Consider the following 25,812-nt stretch of genomic DNA (forward strand, 5'->3'; position numbering starts at 1 on the left):
AAAAGAGGATTAATAAGTTGCTTAGATTATTATATGAAATTGAACCGCGGAGTGCCGAACGGCACGCTCCGTGGTGTGAGAGGGGCTACAAGTTAGCCCCTACTTGATAATTGGTTATTAAGTATTTTAGTTACTTGAAAGCAAAATTAATTATTTTACCTCTGAATATTTCATAACTGTATATTTTAAAAACTCATTGAACTTATTATATTCTTCATCTAATAAATCTCTACCAAAACTCATAATTTTTAGACTATGTCCATCAAATCCTTTACGATAAGGAGGATGGATATGGTGGAATTGTTGAAGTTTAAAGCCTAAATTTGAATAGAATTTCAATCTCTTTATAGAAACCTCATCTACAGGTTCGTCTATTTCAAGGATAGTGTTCGGATTTTCTTTGCAGAATTCTGTAAGTATTTTAGAACCGTAGTTTTTACCTCTCAATTCTGGAGATATCGCTAAATGTTCAATATACACAAATTCCTCATCTTTAAAATCGTACTTCCAATAGAATAATAGACCGATTAAAGTATCGTCTTCGCATATTATATCTGCGTGGTAGTCCTTTCGCTCAAATACCTCATCTTGATCCTTTAATACCCTCTGTTCAAAAATAGGGAAACTACATTCATATATTTTCATAGTTTCATTAAAGTACTTATCATTTTTTGATTCTAATCTTATAAACTTCATCAAATCACCTCTTAAATTATAGTATTTAATAAATTCTATAATATTACTTTATAACTATTTTGTAAATGATAATTGTTAAAATATTATTTAACTACTCTTTTGTAAAGGCTTATTGCAATAATTGCTGCCACAAATTCCGCTATTGGGAATGTAATCCAAACACCTGTAAGTCCAATTGATTTAACAAGTATTAAAGATAGTGGAACAATTATAATTAACTGTCTAAATATTGATATCAATAAAGAATAAAATCCCTTACCTAATGCTTCAAACACACCACTCATAGTAATTCCAACGAATGAGAACGCAAATCCAAGTGAAAGTATTTTAAGACCAGGTATACCAAATCCTAAAAGTTCGTCTGTTGCACTGAACATAACTAATAAATCTTTTGTAAATAAGTTAAAAGCTATAGTTCCTGAAACAAGAATAACTGCTGAGAATATCATAGCGTATTTTATTGTTTTTAAAACTCTATCTTTAAGTTCTGCACCATGGTTGTAACTTACTATAGGTCTCATTCCCTGAATGATTCCTGTTACAGGCATATTTACGAATGTCTGCAGTTTGTAGTATATACCGAAGAATGCTATACCTGCCTGTGATACAGATGCTAGTATTCCGTTAAGTATTGATACTAATATTGAAGGTAAAGACATCATAACACCTGAAGGAAGTGCAACTTTATATAAATCTGATATAAGTTTAAAATTAACTTTTAAATGGTGTCTTTTTATTTTTACTGGAGATTGTTTTAAGAATAGGATAACCGCAAGTGTAGCAGCACAGAACTGTCCTATTATTGTAGCTACAGCAGCTCCTAAAACACCCATCTGTGGAGCACCAAATAGACCAAATATTAAAATTGGGTCTAATATTATATTAACTATTGCTCCAAATCCTTGTAAAAACATTGGAACAACCATGTTTCCGTTTGATTGGAATATTTTTTCAAATAATATATGGAATAATGATCCAAATGTAAGAGTTATAACAACTGACCCGTACTGTATTGCGTAGTTTATAACTTCTGGATCATTTGTAAACATTGAGAAGAATGGTCTAAGTCCAAATAAACCTATTAATACGAATAATAACGCATGAACTATTGTAAGAATTATTCCCTGCCCAGCATAAGAATCTGCCTTCTCCATGTTTCCTGCACCCATGTTGATTGCTATATTTGCATTTACCGCAACACCAAGTCCAACCCCAAAAGATAGTGAAAGATTTTGAAGTGGGAACGCTAAACTTACTGCTGTAAGAGCATTCTGACTTATCTGTGCTACGAAAATACTATCTACTATATTGTAAAGTGACTGTATCAACATTGAAATCATAGGCGGAACTGCCATTGAAATCAATAGAGGAACAACACTTCTATCTGTCATCGGATTGTACGACGACGGTTTTGAATTATTTAATTTTTCTACGTTTTCCATTAAAAAACCTCCCCTTAAAAAAATAACTGCAATAAAAAAAGCTATAGACGTACTGTTTATTCTCAGAAACAGCAAAATCTATAGCCAAATTGGCAAAAATATATATTTTTAATTCACAACTATTAGTTATTTTATAATATAAAAACAAACTCGTCAACAAAAATTTCTACTATAAATGTTTTCCTATAAAAAATAACTAAAACTGTATATAAACAATGAATATTCTTTAAAACTATATACCCAAGATAAATCTCATCCCAGCGGTTTCCATATTATAAAAGTGAAATGGTATATATGTGTCATAGCCAGCGACAATACAACTTGATTGTTTGGAGCGGCTATGACACATATATACTATTTTACGAGCAAACCTTACAAAAGTGTAAGATTAGATGTTGTATTTTGTAAGGTTAATCGATTTTTAGAAAATCAGAAAGAATATAAAATAAAATCATAAAGAAAAACATACGAGAGGAGGAAAATTTTATGAGGAATGTAATATTTATAATTTCAATGATACTATTATTTCTAACATTACTTATAGGGTTAGAAAGTATATTTACAGGTGGATTTCAAGGACTATTAAAAAAATCAAAGATTATAATTCCATTAATGATAGGTTATGTGGTTTTATACTCGGTTTATATTTTCAATATATAGTTTAAAGTGTATTTTTAGGAAATATATTGTATTATAAATTTAAGACGGAAGGTGATAAAAAATGATTAAAGCGGAAAAATTAAAAAAGGAATTTAGAGTGCATGGAAACGTGTTTAAAATATTAGAAGATATAGATATTGAGATAAACGATGGAGAATTTATTGCGATAATGGGGCCATCAGGTGCTGGAAAGTCTACTCTTCTAAATATTTTATCTACTATAGAAAGACCAACTTCTGGCAGTGTGAAATACGATGGCAAGGAAGTATTTAACATGAAAAACAAGGAGATTTCAAAGTTTAGAAAAGATAACATAGGTTTCATATTCCAGGATTACAACCTTATCGATTCAATGTCTATAGAGGATAATATAGCATTGCCGATGGTTATTTCTGGAGAAAATTATAAAAAAATAGAAAAAGAAGTTGAGAAGTATGCAGGATTTTTTAATTTAAATCCTCAATTAAAAAAATATCCTATAGAGTTGTCAGGAGGACAAAAGCAGAAAGTTGCAGCTGCTAGGGCATTAATAAGTGATCCAAAAGTAATATTTGCTGATGAGCCAACAGGAGCACTTGATAGCAAATCATCTGTAGAGCTTTTAAATTGCTTTAAGAAAATGAACGATGAACTAGGAAAGACAATAGTAATGGTAACACACGATTCATTTGCAGCGAGTTATGCAAAAAAGGTTCTATTTATAAAAGATGGAAAAATAAACATGCAGTTAAATAGCAGTGGAAATAGAAAAGAATTTTTCGATAGCATAATGACAGTACTTTCTTCAACAGGGGGTGCAGTTAATGAGATTGTTTAAAATATCTTTAAAAAACATAAAATACAACATAAAAAACTACGGAATGTACATATTCTCAATGCTTTTCTGCATAGCGATATTCTACAATTTTGTGTCTATAGGTAGCAGTGAACAGCTTGAAACTATGAGAGATTTTAGAACATTCAATGCACTTGTAGGTGTGTGTACATTTGTTTTAGTGATATTCTTCATAGCATTTATTAGATACTCGACAGGATTCTTTGTTCAACAGAGGAAAAAAGAATTTGGGATATATACATTCATGGGAATTGAAAACAGAAAAATAGCCCTACTATTTGCACAAGAAGGGCTATTAATAGGACTACTATCTCTTTTCTTGGGAATTTTACTTGGGATAATTACCAATAGAATGTTTATTATGGCGATAATGAAAATTTCTGAATCAAAAAATGCAATTAGCTTTGAAATATCTAAAGCTGCGATAATATACACATTAGCGATTTTTGGGGTTATTCTTATGTACTCATTCTTTAGAGAGTATAGAGCGCTTGTAAAAACTGATATAGCAGAACTTGTAAAAGGTGCAAAAAACAAACAAGACTATGTTGTAAAAAGCTCAGTTACTAGATTTTTAATAGGTATAGTAGGTGTTGTAATTTTATTTGCAGGATATTATGTCGGTGTTTATTACGATAAGTTGAATATGATAATGATGTTTGCTGTAATAATAGCTCCAATACTTGTAATAATTGGATTAAAGCTAGTTTGTTCTGGGTTCTTGACTGAAATTTTTGCAAGAATAACAAAACACAAAAAGATAAAATACAAGGGAACTAATATAGTTAGTTTGAATAGCATAGCATTTAGCATAGTTGAGAATAATAAAATAATGTCATTGACTTCTATATTAATAGTTTGTTGTATAACAGCTCTTTCAGCAGGACTCACTATGAATAATATATTTAAAAATATGAAAGAAACAGATTTTCCATACAGTATCTCTTGTATAGCTTATGATAATCAGGATGAGGAGCTTTTTAAAAGAGCATTAGAAGAAGATAAATCAAATGTCAAAGAGCAGGTAAAAATTAGATATATGAGATCTTTGGCAGACGCATTTTCAACTTATCCAGGATACAACGATATAAGTGTTGTGAAATATTCTGATTATGAACGTGTGAAGGAGTTAAAGAGTAAGGATATCCAGAAAAGCATGGAAATAAAAGAGCCAAAATCTGGGGAAGCAGTATTTTTAAAAACACCTAGAAGTATGGGAATAGAATCAAGAGAAAAATTTAAGATTTTAGATATGGAATTTAAGAAAAAAGGTATGGTAATAAATCATATATTTGCTTCTCCTGATGAGGGATTCGGATATATAATTTCTGATGAGGACTATGAAAAACTATGTCAGAAAAAATTGCCAAAAGATATGATAAAAGAATTAACTATAATTAGAAAAGATGAAGAAAAATTCTTAAAAAGATTAGATACAGCTAAAACACAAAAGGATTTGGAAGTAACATTTTTAGCTGCAAATACTAAGGAATTTACAGAAACACAGAAGATAAGTAGTTATATAAGGGACAACGGAAATTTAGAATTTGTAGCTGCAGAAGATTTTGATTACAAAAATTACACATTCTATAATTTAGTTGGATTTATTTCTCTATTTATGGCGATTGTGTTCATAATTTCAACAGGAGCGATTCTATACTTTAAGTATATGGTTGGAGCTGTTGAGGATAAGAAAAAATTCTCTATTCTTAGAAAGATTGGAGTAGGAGAGGATTTTGTTAAGAAATCTGTGATAAAACAGACAGCTATATTCTTTATGATTCCGTATGTATTTGGTATTGGAAGTGGAATTGTTGCAGGGCAGTCGATTCAGAAAGTTTTTGCTCTGGAAAGTAGCTTGCCTATATCAAATCCACCGACGTTGATTGCAATTGCTGTGTTTACGGTTGTGTATTTTGGATATTTTGTTTGTGCAGTTAGGAAGTATTTAGCAGAGATTAAGTAATATCTTTTTGTGGGGATTTTGATCGCAGTTATTCCCCTTCCAGGCTTCGGCGATTTGATATAAATTTTTTTAAAATAAAATAAAGTATAATAAAAATGACATAGGTTGGAAAGTATATATATGAGGATTATAATAGAAAAATTGACATACGTGTTAATACGTATTATAATCTAATTAAGGTGAAAACCTTAATAGTTAGCTATGAAGGGTAGGTAAATATTATGCCTATGACACCTAAGGAGATGATTGCTCATCTCAAAAAAGCGGGTTTTGTGGTCGTCAGTCAAAATGGATCTCATGTAAAATTGAGAAATTATAAAACTGGAAAACAGACTATAGTACCCTATCACTCTAAATCTTTGAAAAAAGGTTTAGAAACACAAATTTTAAAACAGGCAGGGCTTAAATAGCCCTGTCGAGTTTAAATGGAGGATTTGTCTATGAAAAAATTATATTATCCAGCAGTGTTTCATATAGCAGAAGAAGGTGGATTTTGGATAACTTTTCCTGATATTCCGGAGTGTATGAGTGAAGGAGATAATCTAGAAGAAGCTTATAAAATGGCGAGCGATGCATTGGGCTTAGCAATTACATCACGTATGGAAGATAGAGAAGAAATACCCACACCTTCACAAATAACTAGTATAGATTTATCAGAAAATAAAGATGAGTTTGTTGCGATTATAGAATTTGATTTGGAAGAATATAGAAAAAAACATAGTTCCAGATCAGTAAAGAAAACTCTAACAATACCTGAATGGCTTAATAAGGAAGCTACTGATAGAGGATTAAATTTTTCTAAGATACTTCAGGAAGCTTTAATAAAAGAGATAAATGAAAGAGCATAGTTTTTAATTATGCTCTTTTTAAATTTTTTGCGATTGATATGAAATTAATGTAAATTAATTACAGATTTGTATATTTTAATTATAATTTCATATTAGTTTTTTAGATATTATTACAAAAATTTAACTTGATAAAAATTAAATAAAGTTTTATAATAGAGATATATTCTTAGAAGAAATACTAAATGCGTTTAAAATATAAAGTTTTGGGAATATAATATAGTAACAAGAGATTTGGAAAGAGGGCGAGTAATAATGATGATATTACCAATAGCAATATTAGCTGTTATAGCAGTTTATGGACTTTCAGTTGTATCATATATGGCAGACGAAAATAATTAATAATGAGAATATATAAAGAAACCTCCAGTGAATAGCTGGAGGTTTTTTGCGTTAAAAAAATAAAAATTAAATAGAAATATTATAAAAAGAACTGCGTAGGGATATACTCTAACGTGGTTCTTTTTTTATTACTAAGTATTACTTATTATATATAAATTATTGAAAATTATTACTTAATATTGATTGCAACAAAAATAATTATCGTTTATTATCGTTTAATATTGTTTTTTATTGAAATTCATGCCATAATAATAATTGAAAAGAGGTGATCAATTTGCTACAACAAGAAAGACATAATCAAATAATCGCAAAATTAAACTTAGACGGAAAAGTTAGAGTAAAAGAATTAAGTCAAGACTTTGGCGTGACAGAGGACTGTATAAGAAAAGATTTAACCATATTAGAAAAAGCAGGAAAGTTGAAGAGAATACATGGTGGAGCGACAACAGTTAGAACAAATCCTCATGTAATCAATGTCAGTGATCGTAAGGATGTTTACGCTGAAGAAAAAAGAGAAATCGCATTAAAAGCAGTTGAGATGATTAAACCAGGAACAACTATTTTTTTAGGTGTGTCTACAATTACTTTAGAGATTGCAAAATTAATATATCAGAAAGATTTAAACATAACAGTTGTTACAAATATGATAGATATAATGAACGTATTTACTCAGGAATGTAGCACAAAGCTGTTCTTTTTAGCTGGAGCGTTGAATGAGGCAAAGGACGGATTTATAGGAACATTTACAATAGAGCAGATTAAAAAGTTTAAATTCGATTTAGCATTTATAGGTGTTGTAGGGATTGATTTGCACGAAGAAGAGGTGACTACATATTCTGTAGACGACGGTATAACTAAAAAAGAAGTGATAAATTCTAGTAGAAGATGCTATATTTTAGCGGAAACTGCAAAATTAAATCTTGAGGGGAACTATGTATTTGCGGATTTAGAAGATTTAACAGGATATATATTTGAAAAGAAATTGGATTTAGAAGATGAGAAAAAGTTAGAAGAAAAAGGACTAGAAATTATTTAATTGTATAGAGGTGGAAGATGAGCAATTTAATTCAAGGAAAATTTGATAATTTAATTCAGACTAAGAGAATAGATATTTTAAAAGAGAAGATGTTAGATGCACCGAGATACGCATCTATTGAACAGGCAAGAATAATTACGAGAGTTTACAAGGAAAGTGGAGCTCTATCAGTTCCAAAGAAAAGAGCTTTATCACTTAAAGCAGCACTTGAAGAGTTAGAGATAGGTGTTGAAAAAGAGGAGCTAATTGTAGGGAATAGAACAAAGGGAGTTAGATATGGGGTTGTTTTCCCAGAAAGTGGATGCTCTTGGGTTAATAAGGAGTTTGAAACACTTCCAACTAGACCACAGGACAAATTCTTGGTAAAGGAAGAAGATATTAAAGAATTTAGAGAAAGCATTTATCCATATTGGAACGGAAAATCTATGGAAGATGTTATTAAACATAACTATGGTAAAGAGATAAATGCTATGGCGAAGGTTGTAAAAATAAACCAGAAAGACCACGCACAGGGACACATTTGCCCAGATTCTGAACTATGGCTAAAATTTGGACCACAGGGATTAATAGACAAAGCAAAAGAAAAAATGGCAAATTGTGAAGAAGGCCAGAAAGAGTTCTATGAATGTACGATTCTTGTATTAGAAGGTGCTAAAAACTTTATGATGAGATACCACGATTATATTTTAAATATGATAAATAATTGTGGGGATGATGAAATCGAGGATGTTTACAAAAAATCTTTAAAAAATGTTGCAGAAATATGTAAAAATCTTTCAGAAAGATCGCCTAAAACATTCCATGAAGCAGTTCAGTCATTATGGTTCTTATTTACGATTTTACACATGGAATCAAATGCATCTTCATTCTCTCCAGGAAGAATGGATCAGTATTTATACCCTTACTATAAAGAAGATATTGAAAAAGGGATCATATCTGAACAAGATGCACTAGAAATAATTGAATGCTTATGGTTAAAATTCAACCAGATTGTTTATTTAAGAAATCAGCATAGTGCAAAATATTTTGCTGGATTCCCAATAGGATTCAACATAGCAATCGGTGGAGTTGATGAAAATGGAGATGACATTTACAATAATTTATCTTTATTAATATTAAAGGCTCAGTATCATTTAGGACTTCCTCAGCCAAATTTATCAGTTAGACTTAATAAAAACACATCGCATGAATTAATGCAGGAATCTATAAAAGTTGTCGCTAAAGGAAGTGGAATGCCACAGTTCTTCAATGACGAGTCTATAATAAAGGCAATGATAAATCTTGGAATTGAAGAAAAAGATGCAAGAAATTATGCAATTGTAGGTTGTGTTGAGCTTACTACACATGGAAACAACTTAGGTTGGTCTGATGCAGCGATGTTCAATTTAAACAAGGCACTAGAATTAACTTTAAATGAAGGAAAATGCCTACTAACTGGTGAACAGATTGGACTAAACTTAGGTAAATTAGAGGATTATAAAACATTTGAAGATTTAGAGGAAGCTTTTAAAAAGCAGATAGATTATTTCATAGATGAGATGATGAAAGCGGAAGTTGTAGTAGAAAAGGCTCATCAGGATTGTCTACCTTCTGCATTTTTATCTACAGTTATAGACGATTGCTTAGAAAAAGGGCTAGATGTTACTAGAGGTGGTGCAAAATACAATCTTTCTGGGATACAGATGATTCAGGTTGCAAACCTTGCCGACTCATTAGCTGCAATTAAAGAGCTAGTCTATGATGAAGAGATGATTTCAAAAGAAGAGTTACTTCAGGCTTTAAGAGATGATTTTAAAGGACACGAAATCACTCAAACAATGTTGTTAAACAAAGCACCTAAATACGGAAATGATGTAAAATGGGTTGACGATTTAGGTACAAAATGGGCAGGATATTTTAGAGAAAGAATGAAAGATTACACAAATTATCGTGGTGGAGCATATCACACAGGAATGTACACAGTTTCTGCACACGTACCAATGGGAGAAAATGTTGGAGCATCTCCAGACGGAAGAAATGCACTTACTCCACTTGCAGATGGTGGTATGTCACCAGTTTATGGAAGAGATATTGCAGGACCTACTGCAGTTTTAAAATCTGTATCGAGAATATCAAACGACTACACTACAAACGGTGGACTATTAAATATGAAATTCTTGCCAAAATTTTTCAAAACAGAAACAGGAATGATGAAGTTTGAAAACTTCTTGAGAGCTTTTGTAGATTTAGAAGTTCCTCATATTCAGTTTAATGTTGTGAGAAGAGAGGATTTATTGGATGCGAAAGTTCACCCAGAAAGACATAAATCACTTACAATTCGTGTTGCAGGATATACAGCTTATTTTATTGAATTAGCAGGAAAATTACAGGATGAGATAATTGAAAGGACAGCTTATGAAGAAATCTAATGAAAAGCTAGAATTGAATGAAGAAGTAAAAATCAATGAAAAAATAGAGGATTCTAGAAAAGCATTGGTATTTGATGTTAAGAGATTTGCAGTTCACGACGGTGTTGGACTTAGAACAACGGTGTTTTTTAAAGGATGTCCTTTGAGATGTAAGTGGTGCCAAAATCCTGAAGGGTTATCTGCAAAGAAAAGACCGATATACTTCAAAAATAGCTGTATTCATTGTAGAATATGCGAAAAAGTTTCTGAAAAAAATCAACTTGAATATAGAGAGGATAGACCGTATTTCAATTTAAACTATGATGGAAATTTTGATAAGTTAGTAAAAATGTGTCCGTCTGGAGCAATAAGATATGATAGTGAAGAGTACGGAATTGAAGAATTAGTCGAAAAGATAAAGGAAGATCAGGTATTCTTTAGAAATGATGGTGGGGTTACTTTTTCTGGTGGAGAGCCTTTAATGCAGGGAGAGTTTTTGGTTGAGGTGTTAAAGCGTTGTAAGGAAGAAGGAATACATACAGCCATTGAAACTACTATGTATGCACCAGTTGAGATTATTGAAAAAGTACTTCCATATTTGGATTTGATATATATTGATTTAAAAGTATTTGACGAAAATAAACATAAAGAATTTACAGGAGTATCGTCAAAAATTATAAAGGAACATATTAAATATGTGCTTGAAAGCGAGCATAGAGATAAAGTGATAATAAGAACTCCACTTATACCAACTATGACAGCTACTGACGAAAATGTAAGAAGCATAGCAGAATTTTTGGTTGAAGTTTATCCAGAGGTTAGGTATGAGTTATTAAACTACAATCCTCTTGCTCCATCAAAGTATGAACTTGTCGACTTGGTGTATGGATTCGATGAGAATTATAAAATGTTTAGCAAGGATGAGATGCAGCATTTTTATGACATTGTCAAGCAGGTAGGGTTGAAGAATTTAATTATAGAATAAGTAGTTAATTAAAAATAAAATATATTAATGACAAGAAAGGATACAGTTTTGTTATAGATAATAATTGTATCCTTTTTTCATATTTTCAAATAAATACAATGTATAAATATAAAATTTAATTAAAATTGTTAAATAAAAAATAGCTACATGGAATATAATACTTTCTCATGTAGCTATAATATAATTGTTTATACTTCTTTGTATCTCAATGCAAGCTGTTTAAAGGAAGAATTTGATTGAATTTGTCCTGCTGGGATGAATAAATATTGCCATTGTTTAGATTCATTTTCTTTTGCCCATGTAGATACTACCGAACAATATTGAATTCCACGTTCTTTTTTAGCAATTACATCTGGATCATTCAGTTTATTTTCTCCTTTTACCTCAACTAAATAAATATAATCCTCTGTTTCAACAACAAAGTCTGGTTCATAATTATGTCCATGATTATATGTAATATTAAATTCATTCGGATGAGGACGAAGCCAATTTATAACATCATCATCATGCTCAATCACTCGTGCAAAAGTAAGTTCTCCATCTTTACTATCGAATTTAGCTGAATCAAATACACCTTTTTTAATTCCTGTAAATAAAACTGAATGAATATTTTCATTAAAATCATCATATAAATCAACTTTTTCTTTATAATTATACGATTGTTGAAGATTATGATTACGTGTATCAATAACTTCTTCTTTCAAAGAGTTGTTTTTATAGTAAAAGTGTTGCATCATTTGGGAATATATCTTATTTGCAATGTCACGTTTATACATTATAATAATATTTTGCATTCCATCTGTGCCATGTTGATTTTCATAATGTTTACAAAGTTGTAATATTAATTTAAATAAAAGAGATGAACATTTTTCATAATCAATTTCAGGCTTTTTACGTAACTCGTCTAAAATGACCTTTTTAGGATTATATCCAGAAAAATCAATAGCATCACCTTTTATACGCTGACGATCAGTCATATCCTCAAGGTTTTGAACTAATAACGCATTATCTATAGGAATATGATTAAAACCAGATAGTTCAAGATTAAAACCAATAAACTCATATTCTTCAAAACCATCATCTGTAATTTTTATACGAGGAATAGGTATAAATTTATTTTTTACTTCAATATGAGTTTTTTCAATCTGATTATCTAACCATCCAACAAGGGGAAGCTTATTTTCATTGAAAACATCTCTCAAATCCTTATCTTCAGATATTTTAGACGTAACAATTTGAATAATTTCTTTTGTACTTTGTTCAGTAACAACATGTTCTGGTGAGTTTTGTATTACATTACCAACTTCTTCTTTGATAATTTTTTTTGTATTTTTAAAGAAGGAATCTATTTTTTCAGATTTTGGTAAAGCTGTATATTTATAACCTTCTTCACAAATAGTAAAAGAATCTTCTTTAAATGAAATTTGAGTATTTTCAACATTTTCTGGAATGATTTCTTCTGCTTTTATTACATTACCAGCTTTAAAGATAGAATTACCACTTTGTGCTTCTTTAAGAATATCATTAAATTTATCGTGTGCTGTTAGCATAACAGCATCAACATCACGATCTCCAGTACGCTCACCGTAAGGAAGTCTAAGTCCTCGACCTACCATCTGCTCGCGTAATATTTTAGATGCAGCAGTACGCAAAGGTACAATAGTATAAAGATTATTAACATCCCAACCTTCTTTTAGCATATTTACATGAATAACAATTTCTACTAGATTATCAGGATTTTCTACGTCTAAAAGCAATCTCGTATTTGCTTCTGTTTCAGATCCTTTTTGTTTAGAGTGTACTATAATTGTTTTATTTTTATATTTACCATTTCTAAATTCATCAGAGCATATAAAGTTTTCTACCCACTGTGCATGAGAAGTATCCTTACAAACTACAAGCATAAATGGTTTTACAATACGCTTCTGATGATTGATTGCATAAGCTTCTAATTTTTTCTTTGTATGTTCATGACAAGCAATACCATCCATAAGCATCATTTTATCTAATTGATCATCACCAAAATTATAAAAATCAATATCTGAACGTGTAATTGCAAAAGGAGTACGTGTATAGCCATCTTCAATTGCTTTTGAAAGAGGATATTCATAAACAACATTTTTAAATGGAACTTGCTTAGTTCCCTTCTTTACAAGAGGTGTAGCTGTTAGCTCTAATCCCAAAATTGGATTCAGTTCATTTAGAGCCTGTGCGCCTTTCTTAGCACGATAATGATGAGATTCATCCATAATAAGTACTAAATCTGGTAAAGAAGAAAGAGATTGATAAAACGAATCACCTATGATTTCATTGACTTTTTTCATATTAGCATCTTCTTTATTAAACTTATCAATATTATATATAAAAATACGAATATCTGAATCAGATAAAGAAATTTGTTTTGATTTATAATCATCATCTGTGATAATCTTTGGTGATACTGAAAAACAACCAAGTCCTCTAAATACATACTTAGAACTACTACTATCACTTAAATCTCTTTTCAACTTATCATAAATTGTAGTATTTGGAGCTACAACAAAAAAATTCTTTATATTTTTTTGAGTATAAAGGTATGCAATAAAAGCACCCATTAATCTTGTTTTACCGACACCTGTAGCTAAAGCAAAAGTAAGTGACACAAATTCACGTTCAAAGTCAGTACAAATTGGATACATTTGATGAATTTCATCAAGTGTATTTGTTAAATTCATATTTTTGCTTAAATCTATCTTATCTAAAATAGATTCCAGTATTTTAAGAGATTTTTTCTGTGGTTTTCTTAAGGACATAACCCCACTGATATAATCTGTTGTATACTGAGGGAAATAATTACTCATCAAAATCCTCCTCTTCATCATACTCTGGGGGATGTACGATATTTAAATTGTAGTCTGATTTATCAAATTCACAACGTTCAAGTAACATTTGCGGAATTTTTTTGATTGTAATATTTTTATATGCTTTTTCTAAACCTGCATCATATGATTTACAAGCTATTATTAAGTATTCATTTTCTTCCATTGTATCTTTAATTGAATCAAGGAACGTGCTATTTAAATGACGAGTAGTAACAAATAGATAGCTATTTTCATTTCCTATAGATTGCTTCCAAAATAACTTTTCATCTGGTTGATAAGTAAATCCTTCATGAAGTGCTATAGCAGCTGATAACATATCTGCATCATATTCTGGATTGATGATTGCTTCACCAAAATCATCTATATTAATAAGTGATGGTGCAAGTTCATAGAATCGATAGCCACCTCCACCTTGCCAATTAACAGATTTTGAGATGCCTCCGTTATCTTCACCAGATATGACCATATCAAGTCTTTTCTTGCAGTGTGTATAGGCATGATCCCCCATTTCAATACCAATATATTTTCTCCCCATTTTGTGGGCAACAGCAGCAGTAGTTCCAGAACCAAGGAATGAATCAAGAACTAAATCACCTTCATTGCTTCCAAGGGTAAGAATACGCTCAATTAAACGCTCCTGTTTTGGAGTTGGAAATACAGAATTAATATTTATTGTTTTTACTTCTTTTTTACCTTCTTGAGAATCACCAACCTCATCTCTAGTCCATAATGTCATAGCGACAATGCCATTTTTTGTTTCAGATAGAAATCTTTTAACAGCAGGAACATTATTTCCTTTAGTACCAAACCAAATTCTATTATCATCAACCATTTCTTTATATCGTTCTTCGCTGTATACCCAACTACGACCTTCAGGAGGATAAACCTCTCTTCCACTTGGAGTAACAATTTTATAAACATTTGATTCAACTCTCGGTCCAACCGACATATCTCCAGTTTTCCATATACCTCTTGGATCATTATCTGGATTTTTATATCTTTTATTTGCTTCGGCTGTTCTAGGTAATTTATTTAATTCAAAATCTGTTCCATTATTTTTTGCATAAACAAGAATTGAGTCGTGACATCTTGACAATGTTTTTTTTAAATTTATAGGTGAATAAGATCTTTGCCATACTACCTCATCAATAAAATTATTTCTACCAAAAACTTCATCACAAAGAACTTTTAAATAGTGACATTCATCAGCATCAATACTTATCCATATACTTCCATCGTCACTTAATAAATTGCGTAAAATTTCTAACCTCGGTTTCATTAGACTAAGCCACTGACTATGCTCTAAATTATCATCATAATGTTCAAAAGCAGAACCAGTATTATAAGGTGGATCTATATATATGCATTTTACTTGCCCCATGTACTTGTTCTCTAAAGCTTTTAGTGCAAGTAAATTATCGCCATGAATAATCATATTTTCAGTGTTTGGATATTGATCACAATTTGAAAGTGATTTATCTTCTATTAAGATTCTTGGTTCTACCATAATAGGCTTGTCTTTACCATACCATGTAAGTTCAAGTTTATTTGCCATTAATATCTTCTCCTTTTATCTCATCAGGTATAAATTCTACGATATCATCTACTTTACAATCGAGAACCCGACATATTTTTTCTATTGATTCAAGTGAAACATAAATATCTCTACGTAATCTAGTTGAGATATTTGCACTATATCCTGCTTTCTGCTGTAGCTGTGCAGGAGTCATATTTCTATCAATTAACAAATGAAATAATTTTTTATATGTAACTGCCATATAATTCCTCCTTATAAAATAAGCTTGTGTTTATTATATCACGAAAATGTGAAATTATATATAGTCTCAATATATATGGACTTTGTATCACAAAATAGAATTGTTGATATTTTATAATGATACTAAATTAAAAAGATAAATTTGAATAATTATTTTTTACATAAATTATTAGAATGATTGTATAATAAAGTTAAAGAATATTTTGAAAAAGAGGGATTTTTATGAGAGAAAAATTTACTAATTTAATAAATAATTTTATAAAAGAATACAAATCTAACAACAATCTTTTTGCTGAGTGGGAAGATGTACTTGTAGGATTTTCTAAAGTAGATGATAAAAATATGAACTATCTAAGAGAAGCAGTTATAGAGGATCATCACCTTGCGACAGATTATTTAGAAGATGCAAAGACTATGATTTCATATTTTGTTCCATTTAAAGAAAGCATTGCAAATTCTAACAAAGAAGGCACTCTTCCTTCAGATGTTTGGGTTCATTCATATCGGGAGACAAATGAGATGGCAGATAAGTTAAATGACTATCTTGTAGCAGAAATTGAAAAAATGGGTTACAAAGCAGCTAAACCAGTAGATTGTGGGATAGTTGATGGAAAGGCGAAGAGCAGATGGTCACAGAGACACATAGCATATCTTTCTGGACTTGGAACTTTTGGGCTTAATAATATGCTTATAACTGAAAAAGGTATCAATGGAAGATTTTTCTCAGTAGTTACAAATATGGAGATAGATACAGATGAGCCTTTGAAAGAAGAAAGATGTCTTTATAAGTTAAATGGCAGTTGTGGTAAATGTGTGGAAAGATGTTTTTCTGGAGCACTTAGATACGATGGATTTGATAGATTTAAGTGTCTGGAGATTTGCGTTGAGAATGAAAGAAATAATAAAATGGCAGATGTGTGTGGTAAATGTACAATTGGACTTCCATGTACTTTTAAAAATCCATTGAAATAAAAATACAAAATATAAAGATAATAAATAATTGTTCTATAGAAGATTACTTTATATAAAACATTTATAAAGATAAGTGAAATTTATTTTTAGATAAAATTGATTACAAATTTGTAATACATAAAAATAGGATAAAGTCTTTTATAAATTGCAACTAAAGAATATAATGAATTAAAGTATATATTTATAAAAACTTAAATATTAAAATGAATTTAAATTTAAAATACTTCAATAGGAGGTAATAAAATGGGATTAATTAAAGCGATAACAGGTGCAGCAGGTGGAACACTTGCAGATCAGTGGAAAGAGTTTTTCTACTGCGATTCAATAGATGCTGAGACTTTAGTGGTAAAAGGTTCTAAGAGAATTTCTTCAAAGAGATCTTCAAATACTAAAGCTAGTGATAACATAATATCTGATGGTTCAGGAATAGCAGTTGCAGATGGACAGTGTATGCTAATCGTTGAACAGGGAAAAATAGTAGAAGTTTGTGCTGAGCCAGGAGAGTATACTTTTGACAAATCTACTGAGCCTAGTATATTTACAGGAAGCCTTTCTAACGGAATTAGAAAGACATTTGAAACAATAGGCAAGAGATTTACTTACGGTGGCGACACTGGAAAAGACCAGAGAGTGTACTATGTAAATACAAAAGAAATAATTGGAAATAAATTTGGAACAGCAATGCCTATTCCATTTAGAGTGGTTGATAGAAATATCGGTCTTGATATAGATGTTTCAGTTAGATGCAATGGGATTTATTCTTATAAGATAACTGACCCAGTTTTATTCTACACAAATGTATGTGGAAATGTTGAAGGTAGTTATGAAAGAGAAGAGATAGATTCTCAATTAAAAGCAGAGTTTATAGGTGCCCTACAGCCAGCATTTGCAAAAATATCTGATTTAGAAATAAGACCAAATGCTCTTCCTGCCCATGTTGATGAGCTTTCAAAGGCAATGAATGCAACACTTACAGAAAAATGGGCAGAACTTAGAGGGATTTCAGTTGTTTCAATAGGTTTAAATTCTGTAACATTACCAGAAGAAGATGCAGATATGATAAAACAGGCTCAGAAAGCAGCTATTTTAAGAGATCCTTCAATGGCAGCTGCTACAATAGCTGCAGCTCAGGCAGATGCAATGAAAACTGCTGCAGGTAATGAAGGTGGTGCAATGACCGGATTTATGGGCATGGGAATGGCTACAAATGCAGGTGGAATGAATGTAAACGGCTTATTTGAAATGGCTGAAGAAAAGAAAAAACAGCAGATGGAAGAGATGAAAAAATTTGCTGAAAATAATAACTCAACCAGTGCTAATGAAGTTGCAGGTGAGTGGACTTGTAGCTGTGGAGCGAAAAATACAGGAAAATTCTGCTCTGAATGTGGAGCTAAAAAGCCTGAAGATGGTTGGGTTTGCGAATGTGGAACAGTGAATAAAGGTAAGTTCTGTACAAATTGTGGAAAGAAAAAACCTGCAGGAATGCCTCTATATAAATGTGATAAATGTGGATGGGAACCAGAAGATCCTTACAATCCGCCAAAATTCTGCCCAGAATGTGGAGATAGATTTGACGAAAATGATATAAAAAATGATTAATAATAAAGTTCAAAAGATAAAGAGGTGGTTCTATGCCTAATGTTCAAGAGTTTAAATGCCCCAACTGTGGAGGGAGCATAGAGTTTGACAGTTCAAAGCAAAAGTTGAAATGTCCGTACTGTGATACAGTTTTTGATATAGATGATATAAAAGCTTATGTTGATATAAAAAATGAAGATGTTGCAGATGATATGAGTTGGGAAACTCATGCAGGACAAGAGTGGAATGACGGTGAAAAAGCCACTATGAACGTATATACTTGTAATTCTTGTGGAGGAGAGCTAGTAACAGATGAAAATACAGTAGCTACTAGCTGTCCGTTCTGTGGAAGTCCTGTGATTTTGACAGGGAGGCTTGCTGGAGATTTAAAGCCAGACCTTGTAATACCTTTTAAATTGGATAAGAAATACGCAAAAGAGAAATTAAAGGAGCATGTTAATAGCAAGAAGTTGGTTCCAGATTTATTTAAAGAAGAAAATCACATAGATGAAATAAAAGGGATGTATGTGCCGTTTTGGATTTTTGATGCAGATGCCGAAGCTGATGCGAGATATAAGGCGACTAGGGTGCATTTCTGGTCTGACGGAGATTATGATTACACAGAAACAAGCCACTATTCTATAGTTAGAAGTGGAGATATGAAGTTTAGAAATGTTCCTGTAGATGGTTCTTCAAAAATAGCCGATGAGCTTATGGAGTCTATAGAGCCATTTGATATAAGTGAGGCTGTTGATTTTGAGACTGCTTATCTTGCTGGGTATTTGGCTGATAGATACGATGTAACAGAGGATGATAGTGTGAGTAGAGCTAATGATAGAATAAAGAATTCTTCAGTTGAGGCTCTTGCTTCAACTGTTGACGGATTTTATGCAACAGTTATACCAGAGTACAATTCTGTGAGGCTTAAAAATGGTTCTGCTAAGTACGCACTTTATCCCGTTTGGATGCTTACAACTAGTTGGAACAATGAAAAATACACATTTGTTATGAATGCGCAGACAGGAAAATTTGTAGGTAATCTGCCTATGGATAGCAAGAAGTTTTTCAAACTCTTTGGAATATATGCAATTATAGCGACGTTGGTTGTTTATGCAGCTGCCTTTGCTATAAATATGCTTTAGGAGGTGGATTGTATGAATAGTTTAGGGAAAAATAATTTCAAAAAAGCGTCACTTTCTATATTTATAGCATTTAGTATGATTTTTTGTTCTGTATTCTTTAATTTGAAAACTATTGAAAAATCTTTTGCAGATGGAGATATGGAATATGCAGTTGACAGTGCAGAGGTGCTAACTACAGATGAGCTAGAAACATTGAAATCTAAATTGGCACAAATAAGCGATGAAAATAATATAGATGTTGGAGTAGTTACAGTAGATTATCTGGATGGAAAAAGTGCACAAGAATTTGCAAATGATTTATTTGAACAGAATAAATTTGGTAAAGGCGAAAATAGAGATGGAATACTTCTTTTAGTTGCTACTGAAGATAGAGAGTGGGCAATGAGTACTCATGGATCTGCAAAAGAAGCATTTAACGAAGAAGGACTTGATTACCTATCAGGCGAATTCCTTCCATACTTATCAGATGATGATTTTTACTCTGCATTTGAAAACTTTGCGGATAATGCAGGAGAACTCAGTGCAATGTATGTCGCAGGTGATCCTTATGGAGAAAACTACGATGATGAGGGAAATTATCCTATTGAAGGAGAGTCTACAGAAGAGGAAGGTATAAACAATAGCGTTTGGATACCTCTATCTATAGTAATAGGTTGTGCAATTTCATTGGTTATAATGATGATGTATAAATCTCAATTAAAATCTGTCAGAAGTGAAAGCAGAGCAGATGATTATCTAATGGATATGAAACTTGTAAAAAGCCAAGATATCTTCCTTTACAGAACAGTAACTAGAACTATGAGACCTAAAAACACTGACACAGGTGGATCTAGTAGCGGTGGTGGAAGTAGCTACGGTGGCTCAAGTGGAAGCTTCTAGAAATAATTACTGTTGTGCTGATTTCTAGCATTGTGATGTGCTTGGCTGCAAAACACAATTGCTGAAATCAAACATAACAGATAATAAAATACTATACGCTAGTTAAAAAGAATATGTAATTATATTTTTCGCATAAAAATATCCCGGTAACAAGGAAGCATTGTTGTCGGGATATTTTCATAATATATGGATCATCGAATAATAAAACTGTCCTTACTATAAGTATAATACTTAAACATGTAAAATAAAAATGAAAAAAATTGATAAAATAGATACAAAATTAACATAAATTATGTAAATACTTTATAAGAGATAAAATCAAAACATTAGCTTCGAACGGAGTTCGAACTAGACAGAAGAAATCGTCGAAGCCTGGAGTGAAATATAATATCGAAGTTCCTTTTTTTAATAAAGCAAATAAAAAGATGCCACAGAAAATCTGTGACATCCATAGTAGCTTTATTTGTTTTTTGCAGCCTGTCTAGCTTTGTTGTACTGTAGTCTTTCGTGTTCGTTTAGGTATCTTTTTCTTAGTCTTATAGCGTCTGGAGTTATTTCAACTAATTCGTCCTCATCTATAAATTCAAGAGCTTCTTCAAGAGTGAATATTCTTGGAGGAGCAAGTTTGATAGCATCATCTGAACCAGAAGCACGAACGTTTGACTGTTTCTTGTTCTTACATGGGTTAACAGTCATATCGTCTTTTCTTGAGTTCATACCTATTATCATACCTTCGTAAACTTCAACACCTGGGTCAACGAACATTGTAGCTCTTTCACTTAATGCATTAAGTGCGTAACCCATAGTTGTACCAGGTCCCTGAGATATTAGAACACCATTACTTCTTCCAGGTATTTCACCTTTGTGTTCTTCAAATCTTTCAAATGATCTTACAAGAGTACCTTCACCTCTAGTAACGTTTATGAATTCACTTCTGTAACCAAGTAGACCTCTAGTAGGAGCTATGAATTCTATTTTTACATAATCTCCTTCCATTTCCATTGATTCCATCATACCTTTTCTCTGGTTTAATTCATTTATTATTGTACCAGAATAAACTTCTGGGCAGTTAACGATAACTCTTTCCATTGGTTCAAGAAGAGTACCATTTTCATCTCTGTGCATTAAAACTTCTGGTTTAGATACCCCTAGTTCGTATCCTTCACGTCTCATGTTTTCTATTAATATAGAAAGATGAAGTTCTCCACGTCCAGAAACTTTGTATCCGTCAGTAGTATCAAGTGGTTCAACTTTTAACCCAACGTTTACTTCAAGTTCTTTTTCTAATCTATCTTTTAAATGTCTAGTTGTAACGAATTTACCACTCTTACCAGCGAATGGAGAATCATTTACTAGGAAGTTCATAGAAAGTGTTGGTTCTTCTATGCTTATCATTTCTATTGGCTGTGGGTTATCTGGGTAACAGATAGTTTCACCTATTGATATATCAGGTATACCAGATATAACAACTATTTCACCACTTCCAGCTTCTTCAGTTTCAACCTGTTTTAAACCTTCATATACAGTAAGTTTACCTATTCTACCTTTTCTTGGTTCTTCAGCTTCACCACATATGCATACATTCTGTCCTGGCTGTACTTTACCTTTGTAAACTCTACCTATACCAAGTCTTCCTATATAGTCATCGTAAGCTAGAGAAGATATCTGAAGCTGTAATGGTTCATCATCGTAATCAGGATAAGCTTCAACGTGATCTATTATAGTTTTGAATAGAGGAGATAAATCTTCACTTTCTTCTTCCATATCTAATTTAGCTATTCCCTGTTTAGCTATTCCGTATATTATAGGGAATTCACACTGTTCATCAGTTGCGTTAAGGTCAACGAATAAGTCGAATACCTCGTCAACAACTTCTTCAGCTCTCTGGTCTTTTTTGTCTATTTTGTTTATAAATAATATTGGTTTTAAACCACATTCAAGTGATTTCTGTAAAACGAATCTTGTCTGAGGCATTGGTCCTTCACTTGCATCAACAAGAAGTATAACTGTATCAACAGTTTTCATAACACGTTCAACTTCTGAAGAGAAGTCAGAGTGTCCAGGAGTATCTACTATGTTTATTTTGTAGTCTCCGTAGTTTATTGAACAGTTTTTAGAATATATTGTTATACCCCTTTCCTGTTCTAAGTCGTTACTATCCATTACACGCTCTCTTACTTCTTCATTTGCTCTAAATATTCCGCTCTGAGAAAGAAAAGCATCAACTAGAGTTGATTTACCAGCATCGACATGGGCGATAACGGCTATATTTATAATTTTATGCTTTGCCATAAGTTTAGCTCCCTTCTTTATATCATAACTTAACAAGTATATCACAATCATGAAAGTCACACAAGGAATACAAATGTTATTTTTTTCTTGAAATCATTTTCAAAGAAAATTTTTTTGTGTCAATGTGCAATTTCATTCATCTCTTTAAATTATAGTACATTATAGCACAACTTTTGTAAAAACTAATATAAAATATTTATGAAGAATCATTATAGAATATTATAAAAATATAGATAATTTATTTACAAATTGACTAGAATGTTATTTAATTAAATCGTATTGGTATATAAATTATTATTTTTGAGAAAAAAATATGTTTGATATTATACCCTAAGGGGGTATAATAAGATTATGAATTACTTCAGAAAGGGGAGGGATAGTATGAGCATAAGAGAAATTACATTTAGAATAGATGGAATGCATTGTGCAGCATGTGCAATGGGAGCTGAAAAAGCAATAAAAAAATTAGATGGAGTAGAAGAAGCTAGTGTAAACATAGCAACAGAAAAAGCATTTGTAAAATATGATACGGATAAAGTTGGAATAGAAGATTTTGCAAATGCAGTAAAATCAAAGGGATTTACTCCAATAATAGATAAAAAAGAATTAGAAAAGGTAGAAGAAGTTGGAGAAATTTCAAATTTAAAAGAGATTACATTTAGAATAGACGGAATGCATTGTGCAGCGTGTGCAATGGGTTCTGAAAAAGCTCTGAAAAAATTAGAAGGAGTAGAGGAAGCTAATGTAAACATAGCTACAGAAAAAGCATTTGTAAAGTATAATCCAAAGTTAGTAGGGATAGAGGATTTTGCAAATGCGGTTAAATCAAAAGGATTTACTCCAATAATAGATAAATCAGAGATAGAAGAGGTTAAATCTTCAACTGACACAGAAACTGACACAAAGGAAGAAATAGAAGGCAGTGGATTTGTAGCGCAGACAGATGAAGAGAGAAGACTTAGCAAAGAAAAAGAAATTCACGATATGTTTGTAAAATTTGTGATTACAATGTGTCTAGCCATACCACTATTTTATGTTGCAATGGGACCTATGATACCGTCACCACTTGGACCATGGCCACTACCAGACATAATAAGTCCTGATACGCATTTATTAAACTATGCATTAATACAGATAGTTTTAGTTGTTCCAATAATGATAATAGGAAAACACTTCTATATAAACGGAACTAAAGCAATACTTTCAGGATCACCTAACATGGATACACTTGTTGCACTAGGTACAGCAGCTTCATTTGTGTATAGTTTATACACTACATTCCAGATAGCAAATGGTACTGTAGATCATGCACATCACCATCAGCTATACTTTGAAAGTGCTGGTATAATAATCGCACTTGTATCTTTAGGTAAATACTTTGAAACTAAGTCAAAGGGTAAGACTTCAGAGGCTATAAAAAAATTAATCGGACTTCAGCCAAATACTGCGATAATAGAAACAGAGGACGGAGAAAAGGAAGTTCACATAGATACTATTAAAAAAGGTGATATAGTAATTGTAAAACCTGGTGAAAAAATACCTTCTGATGGTACTGTAGTTTATGGAACAACTTATGTTGATGAGTCAATGATTACTGGGGAAAGTGTTCCAGTTGCTAAAAAAGAAGGGGATTCTGTAACAGGAGCTTCTTTAAATAAAAATGGTTTTGTTAAGATAAGAATCGAAAAAACTGGAGAAAATACAGTATTGTCTCAGATAATTAGATTAGTTGAGGATGCACAGTCAAGAAAAGCTCCAATAGCTAAGTTAGCAGATACTGTGGCAGGGTATTTTGTACCTGCAGTTATGACAGTTGCTATAGTATCAGCTCTTTTATGGTACTTTGTTGGTGGAAAAGATTTAGTGTTCTGCTTGACAATATTTGTATCAGTTCTTGTTATAGCTTGTCCTTGTGCATTAGGTCTTGCAACACCTACAGCGATAATGGCAGGTACAGGAAAAGGTGCTGAAAATGGGATACTTATAAAAGGTGGAGATTCTTTAGAATCAGCGTATAAAGTAGATACTGTAGTATTTGATAAGACAGGTACAATTACAGAAGGAAAACCTGAGGTTACAGATTTAATTCTTTTAGATGGATCTGACTTTGGAAAAGACGATGTTTTAGGATTTGCAGCATCTGCAGAGAAGGTTTCTGAACATCCTCTAGGAGAAGCGATTGTAAGATATGCAGAAGAAAAAGAATTAGAAATATTTGAAACTAAGAATTTTGAAAATATACCTGGAAAAGGTATAAAAGCTATGATAAATGGAAATAATGTTGCAATAGGTAATAAGAAATTAATTGCTAGTGAAAATGTAGAGTTAAAAGATGCAGAAGAAAAAGCAACTACTCTATCTAGTCAGGGAAAAACACCTATGTATATAGCTATAAACGGTAAATTACAGGCTGTGATAGGTGTTGCCGATGTTGTTAAGGAAACTAGTAGAGAGGCTATAGAAAAACTTCACGAAATGAACATTAAAACTGTTATGTTAACTGGTGATAATGCAAAAACTGCAGAAGCTATAGCTAAAAATGTTGGAATAGATACAGTTGTTTCAGATGTTCTTCCTGAAGAAAAGGCTAAGGTTATAGAAAATCTTCAGAAAGAAGGAAAATTTATCGCTATGGTTGGAGATGGTATAAATGATGCTCCAGCACTTGCAAAGGCAGATATAGGTATAGCGATAGGAAATGGTACTGATATAGCTATTGAGTCAGCGGATATAGTGCTTATGAGAAATAGTATTTTAGATGTTCCTAAGGCTATTAAGTTGAGTAGAGAAACTATAAAGAATATTAAACAGAATTTATTCTGGGCGTTTGGATATAATACTGTTGGTATACCGGCTGCAGCTGGGTTACTGTATATATTTGGTGGACCGCTACTAAACCCAATGATTGGGGCTGCGGCGATGAGTTTAAGCTCAGTATCAGTAGTGTCAAACGCACTAAGATTAAAAACTATAAAATTATAGAAAAAAATGTCTCAGATTTTCTGGCAATGTCATTAAGTTAGCATTGTTAATGAGGTTATCTAAAAGAAAAATAGCAGGAAAGATTTTTGCTTTCCTGCTATTTTTATATTTTAAACACACAAATAAGACAGATAA

At 31.7% G+C, this 25,812-nt stretch carries 19 protein-coding genes; 13 read left to right on the top strand and 6 right to left on the bottom strand.

Annotated features, from left to right (window positions below):
- Window positions 1-150: 150 nt before the first annotated feature.
- Together ACK2WN_RS09360 and ACK2WN_RS09365 are read right to left on the bottom strand one after the other, a co-directional pair.
- Window positions 151-696 carry a GNAT family N-acetyltransferase gene (locus ACK2WN_RS09360; protein WP_300529587.1) on the bottom strand — a complete coding sequence of 182 codons (546 nt, stop codon included), beginning with the start codon at window positions 694-696 and terminating at the stop codon, window positions 151-153.
- A gap of 83 nt (window positions 697-779) precedes the next feature.
- A complete protein-coding gene (locus ACK2WN_RS09365) occupies window positions 780-2,138 on the bottom strand; it encodes an MATE family efflux transporter (RefSeq protein ID WP_416155422.1) in 1,359 nt (452 codons plus the stop codon).
- Between the two features lie 486 nt (window positions 2,139-2,624).
- On the opposite strand from ACK2WN_RS09365, the gene ACK2WN_RS09370 reads away from it, so the two are divergent.
- From ACK2WN_RS09370 to ACK2WN_RS09405, 8 genes are all read left to right on the top strand, one after another.
- Window positions 2,625-2,798, top strand: coding sequence for a hypothetical protein (locus tag ACK2WN_RS09370; protein ID WP_300529583.1), 174 nt, complete (start codon window positions 2,625-2,627; stop codon window positions 2,796-2,798).
- Window positions 2,799-2,859: 61 nt separating this feature from the next.
- Window positions 2,860-3,615 carry an ABC transporter ATP-binding protein gene (locus ACK2WN_RS09375; protein ID WP_329999904.1) on the top strand — a complete coding sequence of 252 codons (756 nt, stop codon included), beginning with the start codon at window positions 2,860-2,862 and terminating at the stop codon, window positions 3,613-3,615.
- Window positions 3,602-5,599 (top strand): FtsX-like permease family protein, encoded by a 1,998-nt coding sequence (locus ACK2WN_RS09380; RefSeq protein ID WP_416155423.1) that lies wholly within the window; start codon window positions 3,602-3,604, stop codon window positions 5,597-5,599. Before ACK2WN_RS09375 ends, ACK2WN_RS09380 begins: the two co-directional genes overlap by 14 nt.
- A 221-nt stretch (window positions 5,600-5,820) precedes the next feature.
- Window positions 5,821-6,009 (top strand): type II toxin-antitoxin system HicA family toxin, encoded by a 189-nt coding sequence (locus ACK2WN_RS09385; protein WP_416155424.1) that lies wholly within the window; start codon window positions 5,821-5,823, stop codon window positions 6,007-6,009.
- A gap of 30 nt (window positions 6,010-6,039) precedes the next feature.
- Window positions 6,040-6,447, top strand: coding sequence for a type II toxin-antitoxin system HicB family antitoxin (locus ACK2WN_RS09390; protein ID WP_300529575.1), 408 nt, complete (start codon window positions 6,040-6,042; stop codon window positions 6,445-6,447).
- A gap of 604 nt (window positions 6,448-7,051) precedes the next feature.
- Window positions 7,052-7,822 (top strand): DeoR/GlpR family DNA-binding transcription regulator, encoded by a 771-nt coding sequence (locus ACK2WN_RS09395; protein WP_329999911.1) that lies wholly within the window; start codon window positions 7,052-7,054, stop codon window positions 7,820-7,822.
- Between the two features lie 17 nt (window positions 7,823-7,839).
- Window positions 7,840-10,230 (top strand): glycyl radical protein, encoded by a 2,391-nt coding sequence (locus tag ACK2WN_RS09400; RefSeq protein ID WP_416155425.1) that lies wholly within the window; start codon window positions 7,840-7,842, stop codon window positions 10,228-10,230.
- The gene (locus ACK2WN_RS09405; protein ID WP_416155426.1) at window positions 10,202-11,194 is read left to right on the top strand and encodes a glycyl-radical enzyme activating protein; all 993 of its coding nucleotides are present in this window, start codon (window positions 10,202-10,204) and stop codon (window positions 11,192-11,194) included. Before ACK2WN_RS09400 ends, ACK2WN_RS09405 begins: the two co-directional genes overlap by 29 nt.
- Window positions 11,195-11,382: 188 nt before the next feature.
- On the opposite strand, the gene ACK2WN_RS09410 is transcribed toward ACK2WN_RS09405, so the two are convergent.
- Genes ACK2WN_RS09410 through ACK2WN_RS09420 form a run of 3 tightly spaced genes read right to left on the bottom strand, consistent with a single transcriptional unit; the run spans window position 11,383 to window position 15,833 of the window.
- Entirely contained in the window at window positions 11,383-14,034 is a 2,652-nt protein-coding gene (locus ACK2WN_RS09410; RefSeq protein ID WP_416155427.1) for a DEAD/DEAH box helicase, read from the bottom strand.
- Window positions 14,027-15,610, bottom strand: coding sequence for a site-specific DNA-methyltransferase (locus ACK2WN_RS09415; protein ID WP_329999916.1), 1,584 nt, complete (start codon window positions 15,608-15,610; stop codon window positions 14,027-14,029). Before ACK2WN_RS09415 ends, ACK2WN_RS09410 begins: the two co-directional genes overlap by 8 nt.
- Window positions 15,600-15,833: a helix-turn-helix transcriptional regulator gene (locus ACK2WN_RS09420; protein WP_329999918.1), complete on the bottom strand. Its 234-nt coding sequence runs from the start codon at window positions 15,831-15,833 to the stop codon at window positions 15,600-15,602. The genes ACK2WN_RS09415 and ACK2WN_RS09420 overlap by 11 nt, the downstream gene beginning before the upstream one ends.
- Before the next feature lie 221 nt (window positions 15,834-16,054).
- On the opposite strand from ACK2WN_RS09420, the gene ACK2WN_RS09425 reads away from it, so the two are divergent.
- From ACK2WN_RS09425 to ACK2WN_RS09440, 4 genes are all read left to right on the top strand, one after another.
- Window positions 16,055-16,804: an epoxyqueuosine reductase gene (locus ACK2WN_RS09425; RefSeq protein WP_416155428.1), complete on the top strand. Its 750-nt coding sequence runs from the start codon at window positions 16,055-16,057 to the stop codon at window positions 16,802-16,804.
- A gap of 243 nt (window positions 16,805-17,047) precedes the next feature.
- Window positions 17,048-18,403 (top strand): SPFH domain-containing protein, encoded by a 1,356-nt coding sequence (locus tag ACK2WN_RS09430; protein ID WP_416155429.1) that lies wholly within the window; start codon window positions 17,048-17,050, stop codon window positions 18,401-18,403.
- Between the two features lie 32 nt (window positions 18,404-18,435).
- Complete coding sequence (locus ACK2WN_RS09435; RefSeq protein ID WP_416155430.1) at window positions 18,436-19,524, top strand: hypothetical protein; 1,089 nt, start codon at window positions 18,436-18,438, stop codon at window positions 19,522-19,524.
- A gap of 12 nt (window positions 19,525-19,536) precedes the next feature.
- The gene (locus ACK2WN_RS09440) at window positions 19,537-20,403 is read left to right on the top strand and encodes a TPM domain-containing protein (RefSeq protein ID WP_416155431.1); all 867 of its coding nucleotides are present in this window, start codon (window positions 19,537-19,539) and stop codon (window positions 20,401-20,403) included.
- A gap of 459 nt (window positions 20,404-20,862) precedes the next feature.
- Here the strand turns inward: ACK2WN_RS09440 and typA are convergent, their stop codons facing one another.
- Window positions 20,863-22,695, bottom strand: coding sequence for a translational GTPase TypA (gene typA / locus ACK2WN_RS09445; protein ID WP_040410249.1), 1,833 nt, complete (start codon window positions 22,693-22,695; stop codon window positions 20,863-20,865).
- Window positions 22,696-23,076: 381 nt separating this feature from the next.
- On the opposite strand from typA, the gene ACK2WN_RS09450 reads away from it, so the two are divergent.
- Window positions 23,077-25,677: a heavy metal translocating P-type ATPase gene (locus ACK2WN_RS09450; protein ID WP_416155432.1), complete on the top strand. Its 2,601-nt coding sequence runs from the start codon at window positions 23,077-23,079 to the stop codon at window positions 25,675-25,677.
- The last annotated feature ends 135 nt before the right edge of the window (window positions 25,678-25,812 follow it).

This window comes from Peptacetobacter sp. AB800 (assembly GCF_047807365.1).
Taxonomy (GTDB): domain Bacteria; phylum Bacillota; class Clostridia; order Peptostreptococcales; family Peptostreptococcaceae; genus Peptacetobacter.